The organism is Verrucomicrobiota bacterium (assembly GCA_039192515.1).
Taxonomy (GTDB): domain Bacteria; phylum Verrucomicrobiota; class Verrucomicrobiia; order Methylacidiphilales; family JBCCWR01; genus JBCCWR01.
Window position 1 is genome coordinate 1 of record JBCCXA010000012.1, and the last position, 15,218, is coordinate 15,218.

At 43.3% G+C, this 15,218-nt stretch carries 18 protein-coding genes; 4 read left to right on the forward strand and 14 right to left on the reverse strand.

The genetic code is table 11. The annotated features are described in order from the left end of the window. From AAGA18_06885 to AAGA18_06930, 10 genes are all read right to left on the reverse strand, one after another. Positions 1–188: hypothetical protein (locus AAGA18_06885; GenBank protein ID MEM9445061.1), on the reverse strand; the 188-nt coding region annotated here is incomplete at its 3' end. A gap of 65 nt (positions 189–253) precedes the next feature. Beyond that, positions 254–628, reverse strand: coding sequence for a monovalent cation/H(+) antiporter subunit G (gene mnhG / locus AAGA18_06890; protein MEM9445062.1), 375 nt, complete (start codon positions 626–628; stop codon positions 254–256). Continuing rightward, the gene (locus AAGA18_06895; protein ID MEM9445063.1) at positions 625–912 is read right to left on the reverse strand and encodes a monovalent cation/H+ antiporter complex subunit F; all 288 of its coding nucleotides are present in this window, start codon (positions 910–912) and stop codon (positions 625–627) included. The genes mnhG and AAGA18_06895 overlap by 4 nt, the downstream gene beginning before the upstream one ends. After that, entirely contained in the window at positions 909–1,232 is a 324-nt protein-coding gene (locus AAGA18_06900; GenBank protein MEM9445064.1) for a Na+/H+ antiporter subunit E, read from the reverse strand. The genes AAGA18_06895 and AAGA18_06900 overlap by 4 nt, the downstream gene beginning before the upstream one ends. Next, positions 1,229–2,737: a Na+/H+ antiporter subunit D gene (locus tag AAGA18_06905; protein ID MEM9445065.1), complete on the reverse strand. Its 1,509-nt coding sequence runs from the start codon at positions 2,735–2,737 to the stop codon at positions 1,229–1,231. Before AAGA18_06905 ends, AAGA18_06900 begins: the two co-directional genes overlap by 4 nt. Then, a complete protein-coding gene (locus tag AAGA18_06910; protein MEM9445066.1) occupies positions 2,734–3,087 on the reverse strand; it encodes a Na+/H+ antiporter subunit C in 354 nt (117 codons plus the stop codon). The genes AAGA18_06905 and AAGA18_06910 overlap by 4 nt, the downstream gene beginning before the upstream one ends. Next, entirely contained in the window at positions 3,087–3,506 is a 420-nt protein-coding gene (locus tag AAGA18_06915) for an MnhB domain-containing protein (protein ID MEM9445067.1), read from the reverse strand. Before AAGA18_06915 ends, AAGA18_06910 begins: the two co-directional genes overlap by 1 nt. A gap of 2 nt (positions 3,507–3,508) precedes the next feature. Then, a complete protein-coding gene (locus AAGA18_06920) occupies positions 3,509–5,821 on the reverse strand; it encodes a putative monovalent cation/H+ antiporter subunit A (GenBank protein MEM9445068.1) in 2,313 nt (770 codons plus the stop codon). A 13-nt stretch (positions 5,822–5,834) separates the two neighbouring features. After that, on the reverse strand, positions 5,835–6,161 hold the full coding sequence (locus tag AAGA18_06925; protein ID MEM9445069.1) for a hypothetical protein: 327 nt from the start codon (positions 6,159–6,161) through the stop codon (positions 5,835–5,837). 89 nt (positions 6,162–6,250) lie between these two features. Beyond that, complete coding sequence (locus AAGA18_06930) at positions 6,251–7,300, reverse strand: hypothetical protein (protein ID MEM9445070.1); 1,050 nt, start codon at positions 7,298–7,300, stop codon at positions 6,251–6,253. A 131-nt stretch (positions 7,301–7,431) separates the two neighbouring features. On the opposite strand from AAGA18_06930, the gene AAGA18_06935 reads away from it, so the two are divergent. Next, a complete protein-coding gene (locus tag AAGA18_06935; protein ID MEM9445071.1) occupies positions 7,432–7,746 on the forward strand; it encodes a winged helix-turn-helix domain-containing protein in 315 nt (104 codons plus the stop codon). Between the two features lie 82 nt (positions 7,747–7,828). Here the strand turns inward: AAGA18_06935 and amt are convergent, their stop codons facing one another. After that, on the reverse strand, positions 7,829–9,598 hold the full coding sequence (gene amt / locus AAGA18_06940) for an ammonium transporter (protein MEM9445072.1): 1,770 nt from the start codon (positions 9,596–9,598) through the stop codon (positions 7,829–7,831). 47 nt (positions 9,599–9,645) lie between these two features. After that, complete coding sequence (locus AAGA18_06945) at positions 9,646–10,323, reverse strand: DUF4388 domain-containing protein (GenBank protein ID MEM9445073.1); 678 nt, start codon at positions 10,321–10,323, stop codon at positions 9,646–9,648. 141 nt (positions 10,324–10,464) lie between these two features. On the opposite strand from AAGA18_06945, the gene AAGA18_06950 reads away from it, so the two are divergent. The 3 genes from AAGA18_06950 (at position 10,465) to AAGA18_06960 (ending at position 13,253) form a co-directional block, all read left to right on the forward strand. Next, positions 10,465–11,253, forward strand: a complete 789-nt coding sequence (locus tag AAGA18_06950) for a DUF4388 domain-containing protein (protein MEM9445074.1) — start codon at positions 10,465–10,467, stop codon at positions 11,251–11,253. A 95-nt stretch (positions 11,254–11,348) separates the two neighbouring features. After that, positions 11,349–12,533 (forward strand): glycosyltransferase, encoded by a 1,185-nt coding sequence (locus AAGA18_06955; GenBank protein MEM9445075.1) that lies wholly within the window; start codon positions 11,349–11,351, stop codon positions 12,531–12,533. Between the two features lie 6 nt (positions 12,534–12,539). Next, a complete protein-coding gene (locus AAGA18_06960) occupies positions 12,540–13,253 on the forward strand; it encodes a GNAT family acetyltransferase (protein MEM9445076.1) in 714 nt (237 codons plus the stop codon). 174 nt (positions 13,254–13,427) lie between these two features. Here the strand turns inward: AAGA18_06960 and AAGA18_06965 are convergent, their stop codons facing one another. Together AAGA18_06965 and AAGA18_06970 are read right to left on the reverse strand one after the other, a co-directional pair. After that, positions 13,428–14,150 carry an SDR family oxidoreductase gene (locus AAGA18_06965; protein MEM9445077.1) on the reverse strand — a complete coding sequence of 241 codons (723 nt, stop codon included), beginning with the start codon at positions 14,148–14,150 and terminating at the stop codon, positions 13,428–13,430. Between the two features lie 123 nt (positions 14,151–14,273). Beyond that, positions 14,274–15,203, reverse strand: coding sequence for a bifunctional riboflavin kinase/FAD synthetase (locus AAGA18_06970; protein MEM9445078.1), 930 nt, complete (start codon positions 15,201–15,203; stop codon positions 14,274–14,276). Between the last annotated feature and the right edge of the window lie 15 nt (positions 15,204–15,218).

Sequence of the window (15,218 nt, forward strand, 5' to 3'; positions counted from 1 at the left end):
ATCAGAAGAGTTCCGTACTCTTTCATGAGAGTTTCAGAGGTCTCAAGTCCCAAGACAACAGCGTTGATGATGATGAGTATGGAAATAGCGATTTGAATAAGCGTGCTCTCAATCCAGCTGGAGAGCTTCAAGCGCCACGGCGCTATGCCAGTCGTCTTCTTAAGTCTCTTTAGATCATCTTGGTGCACGGAATACCGAACTATCTACGTATGGCAGAGGCGATAAGCAAGTATTTTATATGGTAGCTTGGCTTTTAATTCTCCGAGGTTTTGGCTTCCTTATGACTCTTGGCCCCACTTTTTCTTGTGCTGTACTTGCCCTCCAAATGGTCAATGATGGTTCTCTTAGAAAAAGGTATTTTATTGAGATAAGCAGCACGCCCGACCATGTGTGCAGCTATGGGAGCCGTCATAAAAAAGAATAAGATGATTACTACAACTTTAAGCCAAACCCAGTAGTTAGGACTGGCTAGGGCACAGGTTAGCAGGATGATGCCACCACCAAAAGCACCCGCTTTAGTGGCGGCATGCATGCGGGTGTAGAGGTCAGGCATCTTGATCAAGCCGATCGATGCGATCAGGGCAAAGCTTGATCCTATGACTAGGAGAAGAGAAAGTAGCCAGATCATTCTAGGTTTCCTTCTTGTTCAAGGTGTTTTGCAAAAGCTATGGTGCCAAGGAAGGTAGCTACAGCCACCACCATAGCCACATCAAGGAAAAGGGTGCGGCCAGTTTCTAGTACGACTAGTCCAGCAATGCAGAGCACGAGTGCAGCGATGAGATCCAATGCGATGATGCGATCAAAAACACTTGGTCCTCGAAACAGCCGCCAGGTAGATAGTAATATGGCCATTCCTATAAAGACATATCCTGTATTCAATGCCCATGGATGAACCAGTTCTTGGGAAATCATGGGAACACCTCCTTGATGCGCTTTATATAATTCTCTTTGATTTCGGTAAGAAGTTTTTCTTGGTCATCGATATACATGGCATGGATGTAGAGGGATTTTTTGTTGGAACAGACATCTAAGCTCAACGTTCCTGGAGTCATGGTAAGTAGATTAGCAAGGATAGAGATTTGTAAGTCTGACATATCATCTAGCTCGACGGCAATAAAGCCAGGTTTCATGTAATGTTTGGGAGTTAGCACGTCATAAGCCACCTTGAGATTACAAAGAATGATTTCATAAAGGTAAAAAAAGAAAAAATGAATAAACTTTAAGATTCTCATGGGAGTTCCTTTCCTAAGACAGAATTGATATATTCATTGGAGTCAAGAAGCTGTTCCGCCGTCATCTGGGCGAGTGAAAAGAAAGGTTCAGTGTAGAAACCTATAACAAGTGTTATGAGCGCAAGAGCGATGACTGGGCTGTAAGAAAAGAGCAGATACTTCTGAGGTTTAGAGTCGGGGTGCTCTTCAGCCGAGGTAGTTACAGGGTCAGATTTCCAAAAGGCTTCGGCCCAAATTTTTGTCATAGAATAGAGGGTGAGTATGCCAACGATTAGAGCGACTGCTACCATGGCATAAGCTTCTATTTCTAAGCCTGCTTTTAATACAGAGAATTTAGCCCAGAAGCCGGATAGGGGGGGGATTCCTCCAAGAGAGAAGGCCGGGATAAAAAAAAGCAAGCTAAGGAAGGGGGCCGACTGGTAAAGACCACCTATTTTTTTAAGTTGGTCTGTCCCTTTTTTGTGAATAACGATCCCACTGATTAAGAATAAATTCGTTTTTACTACGATATGGTGCACAAGATAAAAGATGGCTCCAGCCAAGGCAAGTGGGGTTAGCAAGGCTAGCCCGAGAATCATGTAGCCAATCTGGCTGACGATATGAAATGAGAGAATCTTGCGCATTTCAAATTGAGTGGCTGCGCCCAGCACGCCCGTGATCATAGTCGCTGCGGCAATGAGAAGCAGTAGGTTATGTGTGAAGGAAATGTCTTGAACGAAGAATAAAGTGAAGCTTCGGATCAACGCGTAAACGCCAACCTTTGTGAGCAGTCCGGCAAAAACTGCAGAAATGGCAACAGCAGGTGTGTGGTAAGATGCAGGTAGCCAGAAGAAGAATGGAAAGACGGCGGCTTTTATGCCAAAGGCGGCAAGGAAAAGAATGGCAGAGCTGTTAATGAACATGGAATCCGATTCATTTGAGAGTTTGTAAGCAATATCTGCCATATTTAAAGTGCCTAGCTTTCCATAAAGAATGCCAAGGCCACTTAGGAAAAGGATGGAAGCAAATAAATTGAGGGAAACGTATTTGATAGAACCCTCTAGCTGACTTGGCTTTTGTCCCAGCGCTAATAAAACAAAAGAAGAAAGTAGCATGACCTCAAACCAAACATAAAGATTGAATAGGTCTCCTGTTAGGAATGAACCATTGACTCCGACCATTAAAAATTGATAGAGAGGGAAATAGAAGCGTTGCTGAATTTCTTTGGGTACATCTGTGAGTGAATAGACTAAGACAGCGAGGCTAATGAGATTAGATATCACCAGCATAATCGCGCTGAAGAGATCGGCAACTAATACAATACCGAAGGGTCCTTTCCAGCTTCCGATTTCCAATACGGTGATGCCATGTTGATAAACATGCTGGAGAATCCAACAGGAGAGAACAAAGGTGATGCTTGCTCCTATCAGGGAAATAAGTTTTTGGATTTTTAAGGAAGACCGTGCAAAGAGACATCCTACGGCAACAACTAAAGGGATAAGGATGGGCAGAATAATGCTATTCACGAAGCCTTATCCGTCTGGTTAAAGTTGTTGATGTCATCATGCCCTAGCAGCGCATTTGTTCTGTAGATAAGGGCAAGAACAAATGATATGAAACCAAAACCTATGACAATAGCGGTTAAGACTAGAGCTTGGGGCAGTGGATCTGCATAAGCAGTTTCTAAAGCCGTTTCTTCCGCAGAGATGATAGGAGGCTTGCCTCTATCCAAGCCAGCAGAGCTGAAGATAATAAGATTGGCAGCCTGGCTAATGAGGATAATACCAATGGCAAGTCTTACGATACTCCTTCTTAGTAAGCAATAGATACCAGCAGCCATAATTATGCCGATAATAAATGCAAGCAGGGTTTCCATTATTCAAGATCCTCAAATTTAAAGATAACAGCTAGGGTGAAACCGACGACCGTTAAGTAAACCCCAACATCGAATAGCAAAGGTGTTCCGAGATGAACTTTCCCCAAGATAGGAAGTGTAAAACCAGGTAACCACAATCCGGTCATAAAGGAGTCGCTGGCAAAGGAAGCAAGAAGTCCTGACAACACTGCTATACTCAGACCCCAGCACAATAGTGTGATGGGAGAAATAACTAGCCGCCGTGAGGCTTCCTTTACTCCATCCGCAAGCATGATGAGAATAAAAGGAAATGCGGCTATGAGTCCTCCGATAAAACCTCCACCGGGTAGGTTATGGCCTCTATACAATACAGTGATTGATAAAACAACAAATGGCCAAAGAAGGATTCTACTGGCAATGCTTAAAAGGACTGAAGGCATGATTAAGGGTTCTCCTTTTTCTGTTTAAAAATCGTTCCGAGTAGCGCAACTACGCCTAGCGCAGCGATGGCAATGACGGTGATTTCGCCAAGTGTGTCTAGAGCTCGGAAATCAACAAGAATAACATTTACCACATTTTTACCTTTGGCTAAGGAGTAGCTCCATTCGGCAAGTCGATCTGATATGGGTGGAGCAATTTGAATATTTTGCGCTTTGAGGACTAATGCAGTGAATAAGCCACCGATAGAGATAGAAAATAAAGCGTCGCATAGACGTTCACGTTTGCTCGAATAATATTTAAATCTTGGAAGCTTGTAGACTACCAACATAAATAGGACAACCGTTAGGGTCTCCACTAGAATCTGTGTAACGGCTAGGTCAGCTGCTCCGTATAGCATAAAGACAAGTGCAATGCCGAAACCCACGATCCCGAGGGATAGAAGAGAGGTTAGTCGGGAGTTGGTGGTTGCCGCTAGCAAAGTTGCAAAGATCATGACAATGGCTAATCCCCACTCCATTGCATGAACATCTGAAAAAGATAATTGAGAAGGGAGTCCACCAAGATAGACCAGCTTGATGAATAAGAGGACTCCTGAGCTTCCAATAATGATCAGGAAGTAATTTCTTAAGTAACCGCTTTGTAGCACATTGGTTTGCCAGCTAGCCAATTTTAGAATGCTCGCAACAATTGCTTCATAAATTCCCTCGGCTCGGTCTTTAGATTTATCTTTGGATTCGGAGACTTTTTGCCAGATTTTCTGTCGAAATGTATAGACGGTGATACCACATGCTATGGTCAGTGCACTCAACAAAAGGGGCAAATTAAAGCCGTGCCATAGCGCAACCTTTAGATCAAGGGCTTGGCCATAAATGGATGAAACGGCAGGTTCAATCAGAGGTCGCTCCAGGTAACCTGGCAAGATGCCAATGCCTAGGCCTAGGAGTCCTAGACTTAGGGGACCTAGCCACATGAAGGCAGGAGCTTCATGTGCTTTCTTCGGAGTAGTTTGGTTGGTTTTGTGCCAAAAGGGATGGATGCCTGCCTTAAATGCAAGAGCAAGAAGGAGGGCATTGGTAATAAAAGCTGCTAAGATGATAGCTATTGAGAAGAGGGTAAATGCATCATAATCCAATGTGGCTTTATAAAGATATTCTTTACCTATGAAACCAAAGAAAAGTGGAACCCCCGCCTTTGATAATGCTGCCAGGCCTGCAGCTAAGGCTGTGATAGGCATGAGCTTTCTAAGGTTACCAAGTATAGTAACTTCGCGGGTCCCACATTCATGGTCTATAGAACCCGCCACCATAAAGAGAGCCGCCTTGTAAAGAGCGTGTCCTAGAAGAAAAATAACTGCGGCTTGTAAAGCCAGTTCAGTACCGATACCCAATAGCATGGTCAGGACGCCCAAAACGCTTAGGGTGGTGTAGGCCAATATCTTCTTTAAATCTGTTTGAAAAAGTCCTTTGAAAGCACCTACTAGCATAGTGACACTTCCAAATAAAATGAGCGTGTTATTCCAGTAATCAGTATTCCCTAGGGAAGGAGTCAATCTGGCCATAAGATAAACTCCGGCTTTGACCATAGTAGCCGAGTGTAGATAGGCGCTGACTGGTGTTGGCGCTGCCATAGCATTTGGCAGCCAGAAATGAAAAGGGAATTGTGCAGATTTAGTAAAGGCACCTAATAGCACTAGAATGATAATTGGCAGATACAATGCGTGTGCTCCCATCTGCTCTAGGTCGCTGATGAGATAGGTGTTAGCAGATTTACCTAAAAGAATAAAGCCAGCCAGCATGGCGACGCCCCCAAAGCCTGTGACAAGTAGCGCTTGGAGTGCCTTTTTGCGAGAATCCGCATCCTGATGATTAAAACCGATGAGCAAATAAGAACTGATACTGGTGAGCTCCCAAAATATAAAAAGAACGATCAAATGATTGGAAAAAACCAATCCAAGCATAGAGCCCATAAAAAGCAGGATATAGCTGTAAAAGTGAAGCAGCTTGGGGTGTCCCTTGAGGTAATCGTTAGCATACAGGAGAATAAGTGTTCCGATACCTGTGATGAGCAGCCCCATCAGAAGTGAAAGACCATCTAACCGCAAATCTATGGCGATTTGCAAGCTTGGCACCCATTCATGGGTAAGATTTACGTAGCCTTTATCCATGACCTCGGGGACCTCAAGCAGTAGGCTTATGCATACAGCAAGGGGGGCCAGTGCTAGAAGCCAGCCTTTTTCCAAGCTGAAGAAACGAAAAAGCAGGGGAGCTAAAACTGCCGCAGCAAAAATCAATACAAGTTGGGCGAAAAGATCCATAGATAACACGTAGTCATTGGATTGCGAAGAGTTCCCAGAGGGAAGCTTTTCTAGTCCTTTTTTCCATGAATATCATTAAAGCAAGGCTGGAGTCCTTTTGAATAGAGGAGATGTTGCCTCCTCGCGCGAGAATCGACATGGTATTTTTTGCCGGGCAGCCCATTACTTTTGAGGCTATCTTATGTTTTTCAAGGTGCCTGTCGCCGGGCCTGGTGAGTAATGCCTCGCAACTGTAGCGGCTTTGATACCTGGGCTTATTTAAGTCTAAATTTCCTTGGAGGTGGTCATGTTCTTTGTCGATCCATCCCTCGTGTAACTCCAAAAATTGTTTCTCTGTCATGCCCATGTTACGATGCCCATGTGGCAAACCATAGACACGTAAACTAGGCTATGCAATTTCTTTAATTCTCCCAGCATATGGTAATCTGATTACAGCGAGTGCTCGCCAGGTAATTTATATCTCAGTAGGCATGCAACACCATTGACTGTTTTTAACATAGGGTCATCCGGCACAGTTTCGATGTGTATGCCTTGTTCTACAGCAGTTCTCACTAGCTCTTCACGAATCCATTTGTGATCAAAATCCTTACTCATAATGAGAGCGTCCACCTGTCCCATCTGCAAGGCATCAAGAGTTGCAGCAGGTCCGAGCAAGGCGAGGCCGTCAGTAGCAATCGAATGTTTTAGCTTTTGCAGCATATCTTCAGACTCTTTCTGCTCCTCGTCGATGAAAGCTTTAAGCGAGGCGTTAATGACTTCTCCGAGATCACTGGTATTTGTGTGAACTTCTGTATCTATGAGTTTATCTAGGAGGTGTTTAGGTAAGCTTTTCTTCAGTCTCGAAGTAAGATGAGGCTTACCCGCTAAAATCAGATGGCTATACCCCTTGCTTTGAATAAGTTGCTCGAGGATTTTTATTTTTTCTTTTACAAAACGTTCTCCCCTATCTCGTCGGTGATTTTGGTAGTGTTCTTTGGTCCATTCTCTTCCGACTCTTTTGCGTAGTTCTGGCTTCTCGGTAAAAATAGCCTCTGTGACTTCACCAAGGTTAACTTCCAAAATTTTTCCATGGGATTCGTTAGATACGACGATGATGAACTGGTGAAAGACATCTTTAAGCTCGACTAGTCCATAAACACTGGGCAATCCGTCTACAATGACTTCATTCCTCACAGGGACGCGAAATTGCATAGGTAAGAAATAAGGCTTTTTACCATAGCGACTAAATATGGCGGCACCCTTGGTGCTATCCTCTAATTCTCTATTTAGATACTCATCGATGCTTCCTATCGCTTTATTAAAACCTGGCTGCAGTTGGCGTTCTAGTCCTTTTCGGAGAATCTCAACGCGGGATAGAAAATTTCTAAGGCAACCTGATTTTCCATTTTCGAGATTGAGGTAGCAACTTACCATCGGTTGTTTTGTTTCTTCAATTCCGGCTAGATCTCTGATATGCTTTTGTAATTCTTTTATGTCCATAGTTTTAATTTTTTTATGTAAATTTTTTTCGATTGTTGATTTCTTATATTAAAAATGTATATTATTTCGTGTAATTCGAAACGCGTATAATAATATACGTAATATATTTCGTGTCTAAAGAAGTGTCAAATATGAACGCAAAAAAAAGTATGAAAAATGGGGGTCCAGCAGCAAACTGGACATATCTAACTAACCACACGCATGTTCTTATCTGTTTAGCGCAGGACTCTGAGCTAACCCTACGAGATGTTTCGACCAAGGTTGGAATAACGGAAAGGGCTGTTCAGAGGATTGTGGCGGATTTGGAGGTGGCTGGAGTCCTAACTAGGCATAGGGAGGGTAGAAACAACCGCTACAAAATAAATAGAAACTCCAAGCTAAGGCATAATGTGGAATCGCACAGAACCGTAGGTGGACTTATCAATTATGTCTTAGGTAAAACCTGAGTAGTTGCGCCGCATGCACCAAGGATGCCGGCTTTTGATGTTTTGAGCTATATTTGGTCTATTTGTGTTAAGAATACACTGGCTAGGTCATAGCCTCTTCTTGTTGGGTAGTGGCAACTGTATTGAGCAACTGATTATTCTCCGATTCTATGCTGTAGGCTTCTATTCCCATTTCCGCTAAGTCTAAACCTTCTTTTTGCTGTTGGTCACTTGCTCTGTTTCCAACTATTCTTTCAACGGTCCAGAAAGCGGCATATCCGCTGAGTCCAACAAATATGAGACAGACGATAATGCCAATGATTTGTATGAACAATTGATTGGGGTCTCCAAAAAAGAGGCCTGTCACACCATTGGAGCCGTTGGCAAATAGGCCAAGGGCTAAGCCTCCCCATGCACCGCAGGTGCCATGAACGGAAATTGCACCTACGGGATCATCTAACTTCAGAACTTCTTCAATGAAGATAGCACTAAATACGACAATAACTCCAGCGACCGCCCCAATGAAGACTGCGGCCCAAGCGTCGACATAGGCACAAGGCGCGGTGATCCCTACTAGGCCTGCTAGTAGACCGTTACAAGCGAAAGAAGGATCGGGCATGCCAAATTTAAATTTACTTGTTAGGGTGGCAATAATCATTCCGGCAGCAGAGGCTAGTGCTGTATTGGTTGCTATGATACCGATATGCATATCTGTGCCGTCTAGTGATGATCCGGCATTGAAGCCAAACCAGCCAAAAGCCAATAAGAAGGTTCCCAGGAATGCCATAGGTATGTTGTGTCCGGGAATTGGATTAGAAGATCCATCCTTGTTGAACTTACCGACACGTGGACCAACAACATATGCACCGACAAGAGCAATCACGCCACCAGTCATATGCACGACAGTTGAGCCGGCAAAGTCAACGTAGCCGAGGGTGCTAAGCCATCCACCTCCCCAAACCCAGTGGCCAAAAATCGGGTAGATAAAGCCTGTTACGATAACCGAGGTAAGACAGAATGCTTGAATTTTCCAGCGCTCTGTCAAAGTGCCGGTGCATATGGTATTGGCAGTAGCTGCGAAAACCATTTGGAATAGGAATAGGGTGAATACGCCTCCGGTATAAACATTAGATCCAGCAAGAAAATAACCGGCATTTCCGAGGATAGAATATGTCTGACCACCAATAGAAAATTCAACGCTGCTATTAATTTCTTCGCCTAGAGCAATGGAGTCGATGTTACTAGCTCCACCGAACATGATGGCAAAACCAAAGGCCCAAAACACAAGCATACCGATTCCATAATCCAGCAAATTCATCATCATGGTGTGAGCTGCATTTTTAGCTCGGGTAAAGCCGGTTTCCACAAGAGCAAAACCAGCTTGCATCAGCATGACCATGAAACCTGCTATGAGAACCCATACCCAGCTTGCACCTAGCCAACCGCCCTCGGCTTTCGCTTTGGATTCAATGTTTTGTTTTTTGTTATCTTCTGCCACTACCTCCAATTGGTCTTTGAGCCTGGCATTTTCCTTTTGGATGTTGGAAAGTTTTTTAGATAAAGAATCGATATCTTTAATTTTCTTAAGGTCGTTCTTTAGAGATGGGTTGACACCGCTATCTTGTAAGCTTTTTTGTAGCTCGATATAGTCACGCTGTATTTTTTGAATTTCGCTTTGGATGTTGATTAATTGAGCGTCCTGAGCCTGGTTTTTTGCCTGAAGATCCTGAGTTTCCTTTTGGGCCTTAATGGCTTCCTCGGCTTGCATGACGCGTGTTGCTTGGGGAATTTCTTGAGCATAGCTAATATGGGTAGCTAGGGGTAAGGCAATCAATACGGCTATGGCAATGAAATAAGTTAGATTTGATTTCATAAATTTTTTTCGGTTTCAGCAATTGGTATGCCCATTCTAAATTACAGCTAAGAAATTCTTTTGCCTCGCCAATAGCGGGCAGGTTGGTTGGTTGTTGACTGAGTCGCTTGAGGGAGTTGATTTGGAGCAGAAGGGTCTGATTCGGAAATATCTTGAGCGGCTTCAACGGATTCTGTCGTATGATTTTCCCCTGTTTTGATCATGCCTACATGCTGGAACTTGCCTAGTGTGCGACAGACATCTTCAACGTTGAGGTTCATCTGAGCAGCTATCTGATTGATGGTACTTTGGCCTTTGCATTGAATCAGCAGAGCGAGTTCGTCTGGACTAGCTTGTAGGCCCATCATACTTTTCCCAGGTTGATAAACTGGAATATCGGCAGGAAGAGGAAGAGCTGCCTGAAAAGCGCCATTTACGATGACTTCTTTGTGGACCTTCTCGAGAAGCCTTTCTGTTGGGTACGTGATGAGGCTTTGTTCTGGAGGGGACACATCATTTTCGAATGAAAAGCTTGCTTGGCCCATATGGCAGATCTGATTTAGCGCATCTAATCCGGATTGTTGATCAGCGGTGGCATGAACTAATTGTCCACCATGAAAGTATACAGAGGCTAAAAGATGATTGGTTTCTTGATCGATAATAATCAATACACCTGATTGCTTAGATGAGCTAAGCAACCGCGCCACTTCTCCGAAGTGCATCTGGTTAAATGAGCCAGCAAACATTGTACTTATCTATCCACGTTGTTCCAATTTTTACATTAGGCTAAGACATTACCATATCTCAAAGAACAAAATGTATTAGTTATGGCTTAGACGTTGCATTTAGCAGTTATTATACCGTATAGACAATATTGGGCATAAACTATGCTCACTAAACCTAGCATGGATATTGCAACTGCCTTTTGGCCTAGAGATGATTTTGAGTGGTTGGAGTTAGCAGTAGAATCCATTCCAGAAATCTCGGTTACTTCTATCGGCGTATTAGAAAACGAGCCCATTAAGATGTATGATCTGATTGTATTTGATGGGGATAGTCCGGGACCTTATTTTTTCCTTTATTTAACCAAGCTAGTATACGCCAACAAGGTAGGATCCATGCTGGTGCTTGGGGGTCCTGATAGCGTGATCATGCAGGCGATCGATTGGCAGGATGCGGATGTGCTTTTCATAGAAAAACCATATGAAGTGGAGCAAGTGAAAGCATCCGTGGTAGCTAAGCTGAATGATATTAAGGCAAGAGCTCAGTTCATCAATTCCGCCGAGGAAATTTCTTCAGAGGCGCAAAAGCCCAAGTCGTTGGGTTATCTATCCACTCTTAAGCTAGCGGATCTGGTTCAAATGCTTTGTCTTAGCCAATGGACCGGTAAAATTGAAGTGGAGTATCTGAAAACAGGGGAAATGGGATATATCTATCTAAACGTAGGACTCCTTATTCATGCAGAAGATGAGAAATATGCTGCTGAAAAAGCCTTATATGAAATGCTTCAGTGGGGACGTTGTGAATTTCACTTTATAGAAGAACATCCATTGGTTGTTCAGACGATCAATAGACCTTGGCAAGAGCTTCTGTTAGAGGGTGCTAGACGACTAGACGAGTCGCAAATCCAATCGGTTATCCCTTCGTTAGAAGACATAGAAGAACAAGTAGTCTAAAGCACGTTCTCTGTTCTAGCTTGCATGGCTCAAAACAAATGCCATGCTTCATCCCTTCTTTTTAGGTCGCCTCTGGTAACCTCTGAAATGTTTACATGAAAGTTTGCGATGCGACTCAATTCTATTCTGCTGTAGGCGGCGGTGTTAAGCGGTATATTACAGAAAAGCGAAAATATGTCTTGGAGCATACGGAGGATGAGCATTTGCTGGTCATTCCAGGCGAGCGCACTGAAGTGATTCAAGAGGGTAGACTCACCACCTGCACTATCAAGTCCTACAGGATAGGGGATCGCAATGCACGATATCGTGTATTAATTAATCTTGGGCTGGCCATGGAGATGATCCGCGAACAAAAACCAGATGTAATTGAATCTGGAGACCCCTACCATTTAGGATGGCAATTAGTGGGAGTAGGGGATGAAATGGAGATTCCTGTGGTTGGTTTTTATCATTCGCACTTTCCCGAGGCCTATATGCGGACGGTTTTAAAATACTGCGGCCAGTGGTTTCGAGATGTTGGGCTAGCTTATGCCCAAGATTATATTGAACGTCTTTATAATCATTTTGATCGTACCTTAGTGCCTTCGCGCTTTCTGGTAGATCTGTTACAAGATTGGGGTGTATCGAGTGCTCAGTATGTTCATTTGGGAGTGGATACAGAGGTGTTTAAACCTGGGCGCTGCAAAACTTCTCTGCGCCCTAAGGATATGGAGAAGGACGCGAAATTGTTACTATATGTCGGAAGGTTATCCGGAGATAAGAATACCCGAACCTTGGTAGATGCCTTTCGTTTATTACATGATCACCAACCTAGACATTTTCATTTAATGGTTATTGGAGATGGGGCTCAACGGCATCTAATCGAGGAGTTGCAAGAAGAAACCTCTGCTGTGAGCTGGATCCGCTTTTGTAATCATACAGAAGTCTTGGCGGACTATTATCGTGCAGCAGATATCTTTGTACATCCAGGAGTATGTGAAACGTTTGGTTTGGTGACGTTGGAAAGTCAAGCCTGTGCGACCCCCGTTATTGGAATTCGCGGGACGTATATGGATGCCAACATCTTTGCTGGCATAGAGCACTGGGCTAAAGAAAACACCCCGAGGGCGCTTGCCGACGCCATTGCCGTTTATAGCTTTCAGGATTTAAAAAAAATCGGTAAGCAAGCTAGTGTTAGGGTGAGAGAACGCTTTTCTTGGAAGGATGTCTGCAACACCATTTGGGATATTTACCGGCAAGCCATTGAAGATAAACGCAATAATATTCGCTACGGTGGTTGATTCATCATGACTGAGAAGACAAAGCAAAATAAGAAGATCGAGATTCGTTTTTATGAATCAAGCGATCGAGATGGGGTTAGAGCTGTCTGCTGTGCAACAGGCTATCTTGGTAAGTCTATTGATACGGTCTTCGAAGATCGTGAAGTCTTTGCTGATTTTCTTACTTCTTATTATACGGATGTTGAGCCAGATCTCACAGTGGTCGTTTTAGAAGATGGGCAAATCAAGGGATATGTTATGGGTTCAAGATTTCCCTCTTTACAGAAAGCTTATGAGATGCAGCTCTATCTTCGATTATTTCCGAAAGTGCTAGGCAATTTCTTTTTCAAATATAAGTCTGCTACCAGGAAATATCTAAGGTGGATGCTATGGAATGGTAGAAAAGAAACGCCTCTTACCCCAAAGGACATGGCCCATGTGCACTTTAATTTCTTAGCGGAGCATAGAAGTGTAAGCCAGACTCGGACCATGTTTGATATGTTTTTGCAGAGACTATCAGAATACGGTGAGGAAAAAGTCTATGGTCAGGTTGTGAGTTTTGAGAATAGAAGGGGTCCAAGAATGTACGCTCGGTATGGATTCAAGGTTGTGGATCAAGTGAAGGTAACTAAATATCAAGATCTAGTTGATCATCCGGTTTATTTATTTACGATTATCAAGGATCTTAAAGAAAATGTTACTTTGTATGGGAATGATCTCTGGAAGAAAAAAGGCCAGTGATCCATGGATAAAGCCTTGAGCTATATGATGGGTCGCAGAAACTTGCAAAGGAATGCTAGAGCATCTTTGAGTAAATAGGAAACAGTGCCCTATCTATTTGTTAATCTCCGGTTTCAGCAGTAAAAGTGGCTAGAGATCTGTGTAGATACCAGGGGATCAATCCGGCAGAAAAATCTAGTTAAGTGATTTTCCTACACTAGAACCGCCATCAATAAAAATATTTTGACCTGTGATAAAGCTTGCCTGATCAGACATGAGAAAGGCAACAAGCTCTCCGACTTCTTCTGCTTTGCCTGTTCTTCCAATAGGGATATTCTTGATATATCTTTCTCTACTTTCTGAGCCTGGAGGATTGTTTGTGTTAAAGAGTTCGGTTTCGATAGGACCGGGAGAAATAGCATTGACGGTAATCTGGTGAGACGCTAATTCCAGAGCCCAAGTTCGAGTCATACTTACTAGGGCAGATTTAGCAGCAGCATAGCTACTTCTATAAGGTGCACCTGCGACAGTTAGGCTAGCCGTATTGACAACGCGACCAAAATGTTGTCCTTTCATGTGAGGCAGAGCAGCTTGAACACATTGAACCGCAACATTCACATTCATATGATAGCAAGAATTCAATTGTTGTTCGGTTATTTCTTCCAGTGGAGCAGGGTGCACAAGTCCGACGTTATTAAAGACTCCATCTAGATGGTGTCTAGATGTCACATCTTTTAAGACATCCTTTAGTTTGTGATGATTAAGTAGATCGATAGCAATGAACTCTCCTTTTAAATCTAATGAGGGCTGGGAACGTGCAAGACCGATAATAGAGTGTCCTTGCTTGACAAGTATTTTTGCTGCAGAGAGGCCAATTCCTTTACTTGCTCCGGTGATTAAGAATGTTTTTTTCTTCATGACTGGTTTCTTTCGATTCCCTTGGATTGATTTTTTGATTTGGGATTTAATCCAAGGATTATGTTACTGAGCATAGGTTGGTTGAGGTTTTTAGTAATGAAACCGAGTGTAGTAGTAAATATCTTACTTAATATTTAACGTCTCAAGCCCTCTAACTTTCGCAATATCTTGTTCAACTTGTTTTTTCAAAGCTTCCAAGGAGTCGAATTTTACTTCATCTCGTATTTTATGATGTAGCTCGATTTCAAGATTTTGATCGTAAATTGTTTCATTGAATTCCAACAAGTGGGCTTCGGTATGAATATCTCTGTCTCGAGAAACAGTGGGTCGATGGCCTATATTGATGGCTGCTTTGTAAGCTTGGCCATTTTCTAGTATAGCCAGGCCAGCATAGACTCCTGTTGAACAAATAGGGGTTACGTGGGTGTTTAAGTTAGCTGTCGGCCAGCCCAGTGTTCGACCTAATTTTTCACCTGTGATGACTGTACCGAAAAGGCTGTATGGGTGGCCTAGTAAACTTTTAGCTCCTTGTAAGTCATCTTGTTGAAGAGCTTGGCGAATACGGCTGCTGCTAATAATCTCGCCACCTATCGTTACAGGTTGAGGCACTTTTAAAGCGACGTTCTCTCGCGTACACCATGCTTGTAAATGCTCAAGTGTGCCCAGGCGTTTATAGCCAAAACGAAAATTGGGTCCAACTGAGATATGTGTTAAGGAGGGGAAGTTTTCTTTAAGTTGATTTAGGAAATCAGGCGCTGATTGTTTAGATTGAGCATCATCAAATTGTAGATTTAATACTGTGCCTACATCCCATTTTTTGAGTAGGTAAAATTTGTGTTCAAGACTGGTGATAAGTAAAGGAGCCTTTTGAGGAAAGAGAACCGAGAAAGGGTGTTGCTGAAATGTGATGACGCAGGTGCGAGGAACCAGAGAAGTGTCGGCTCCTAGAATTACCTCTGCATGGCCGAGGTGTAACCCGTCGAAGAAACCAATAGCGACTCTTTGAATAGACTTGTCTTGTTTGGCTTGATTAAAATGTTGGTAGATTCGCATAAATTGGCCACTGAC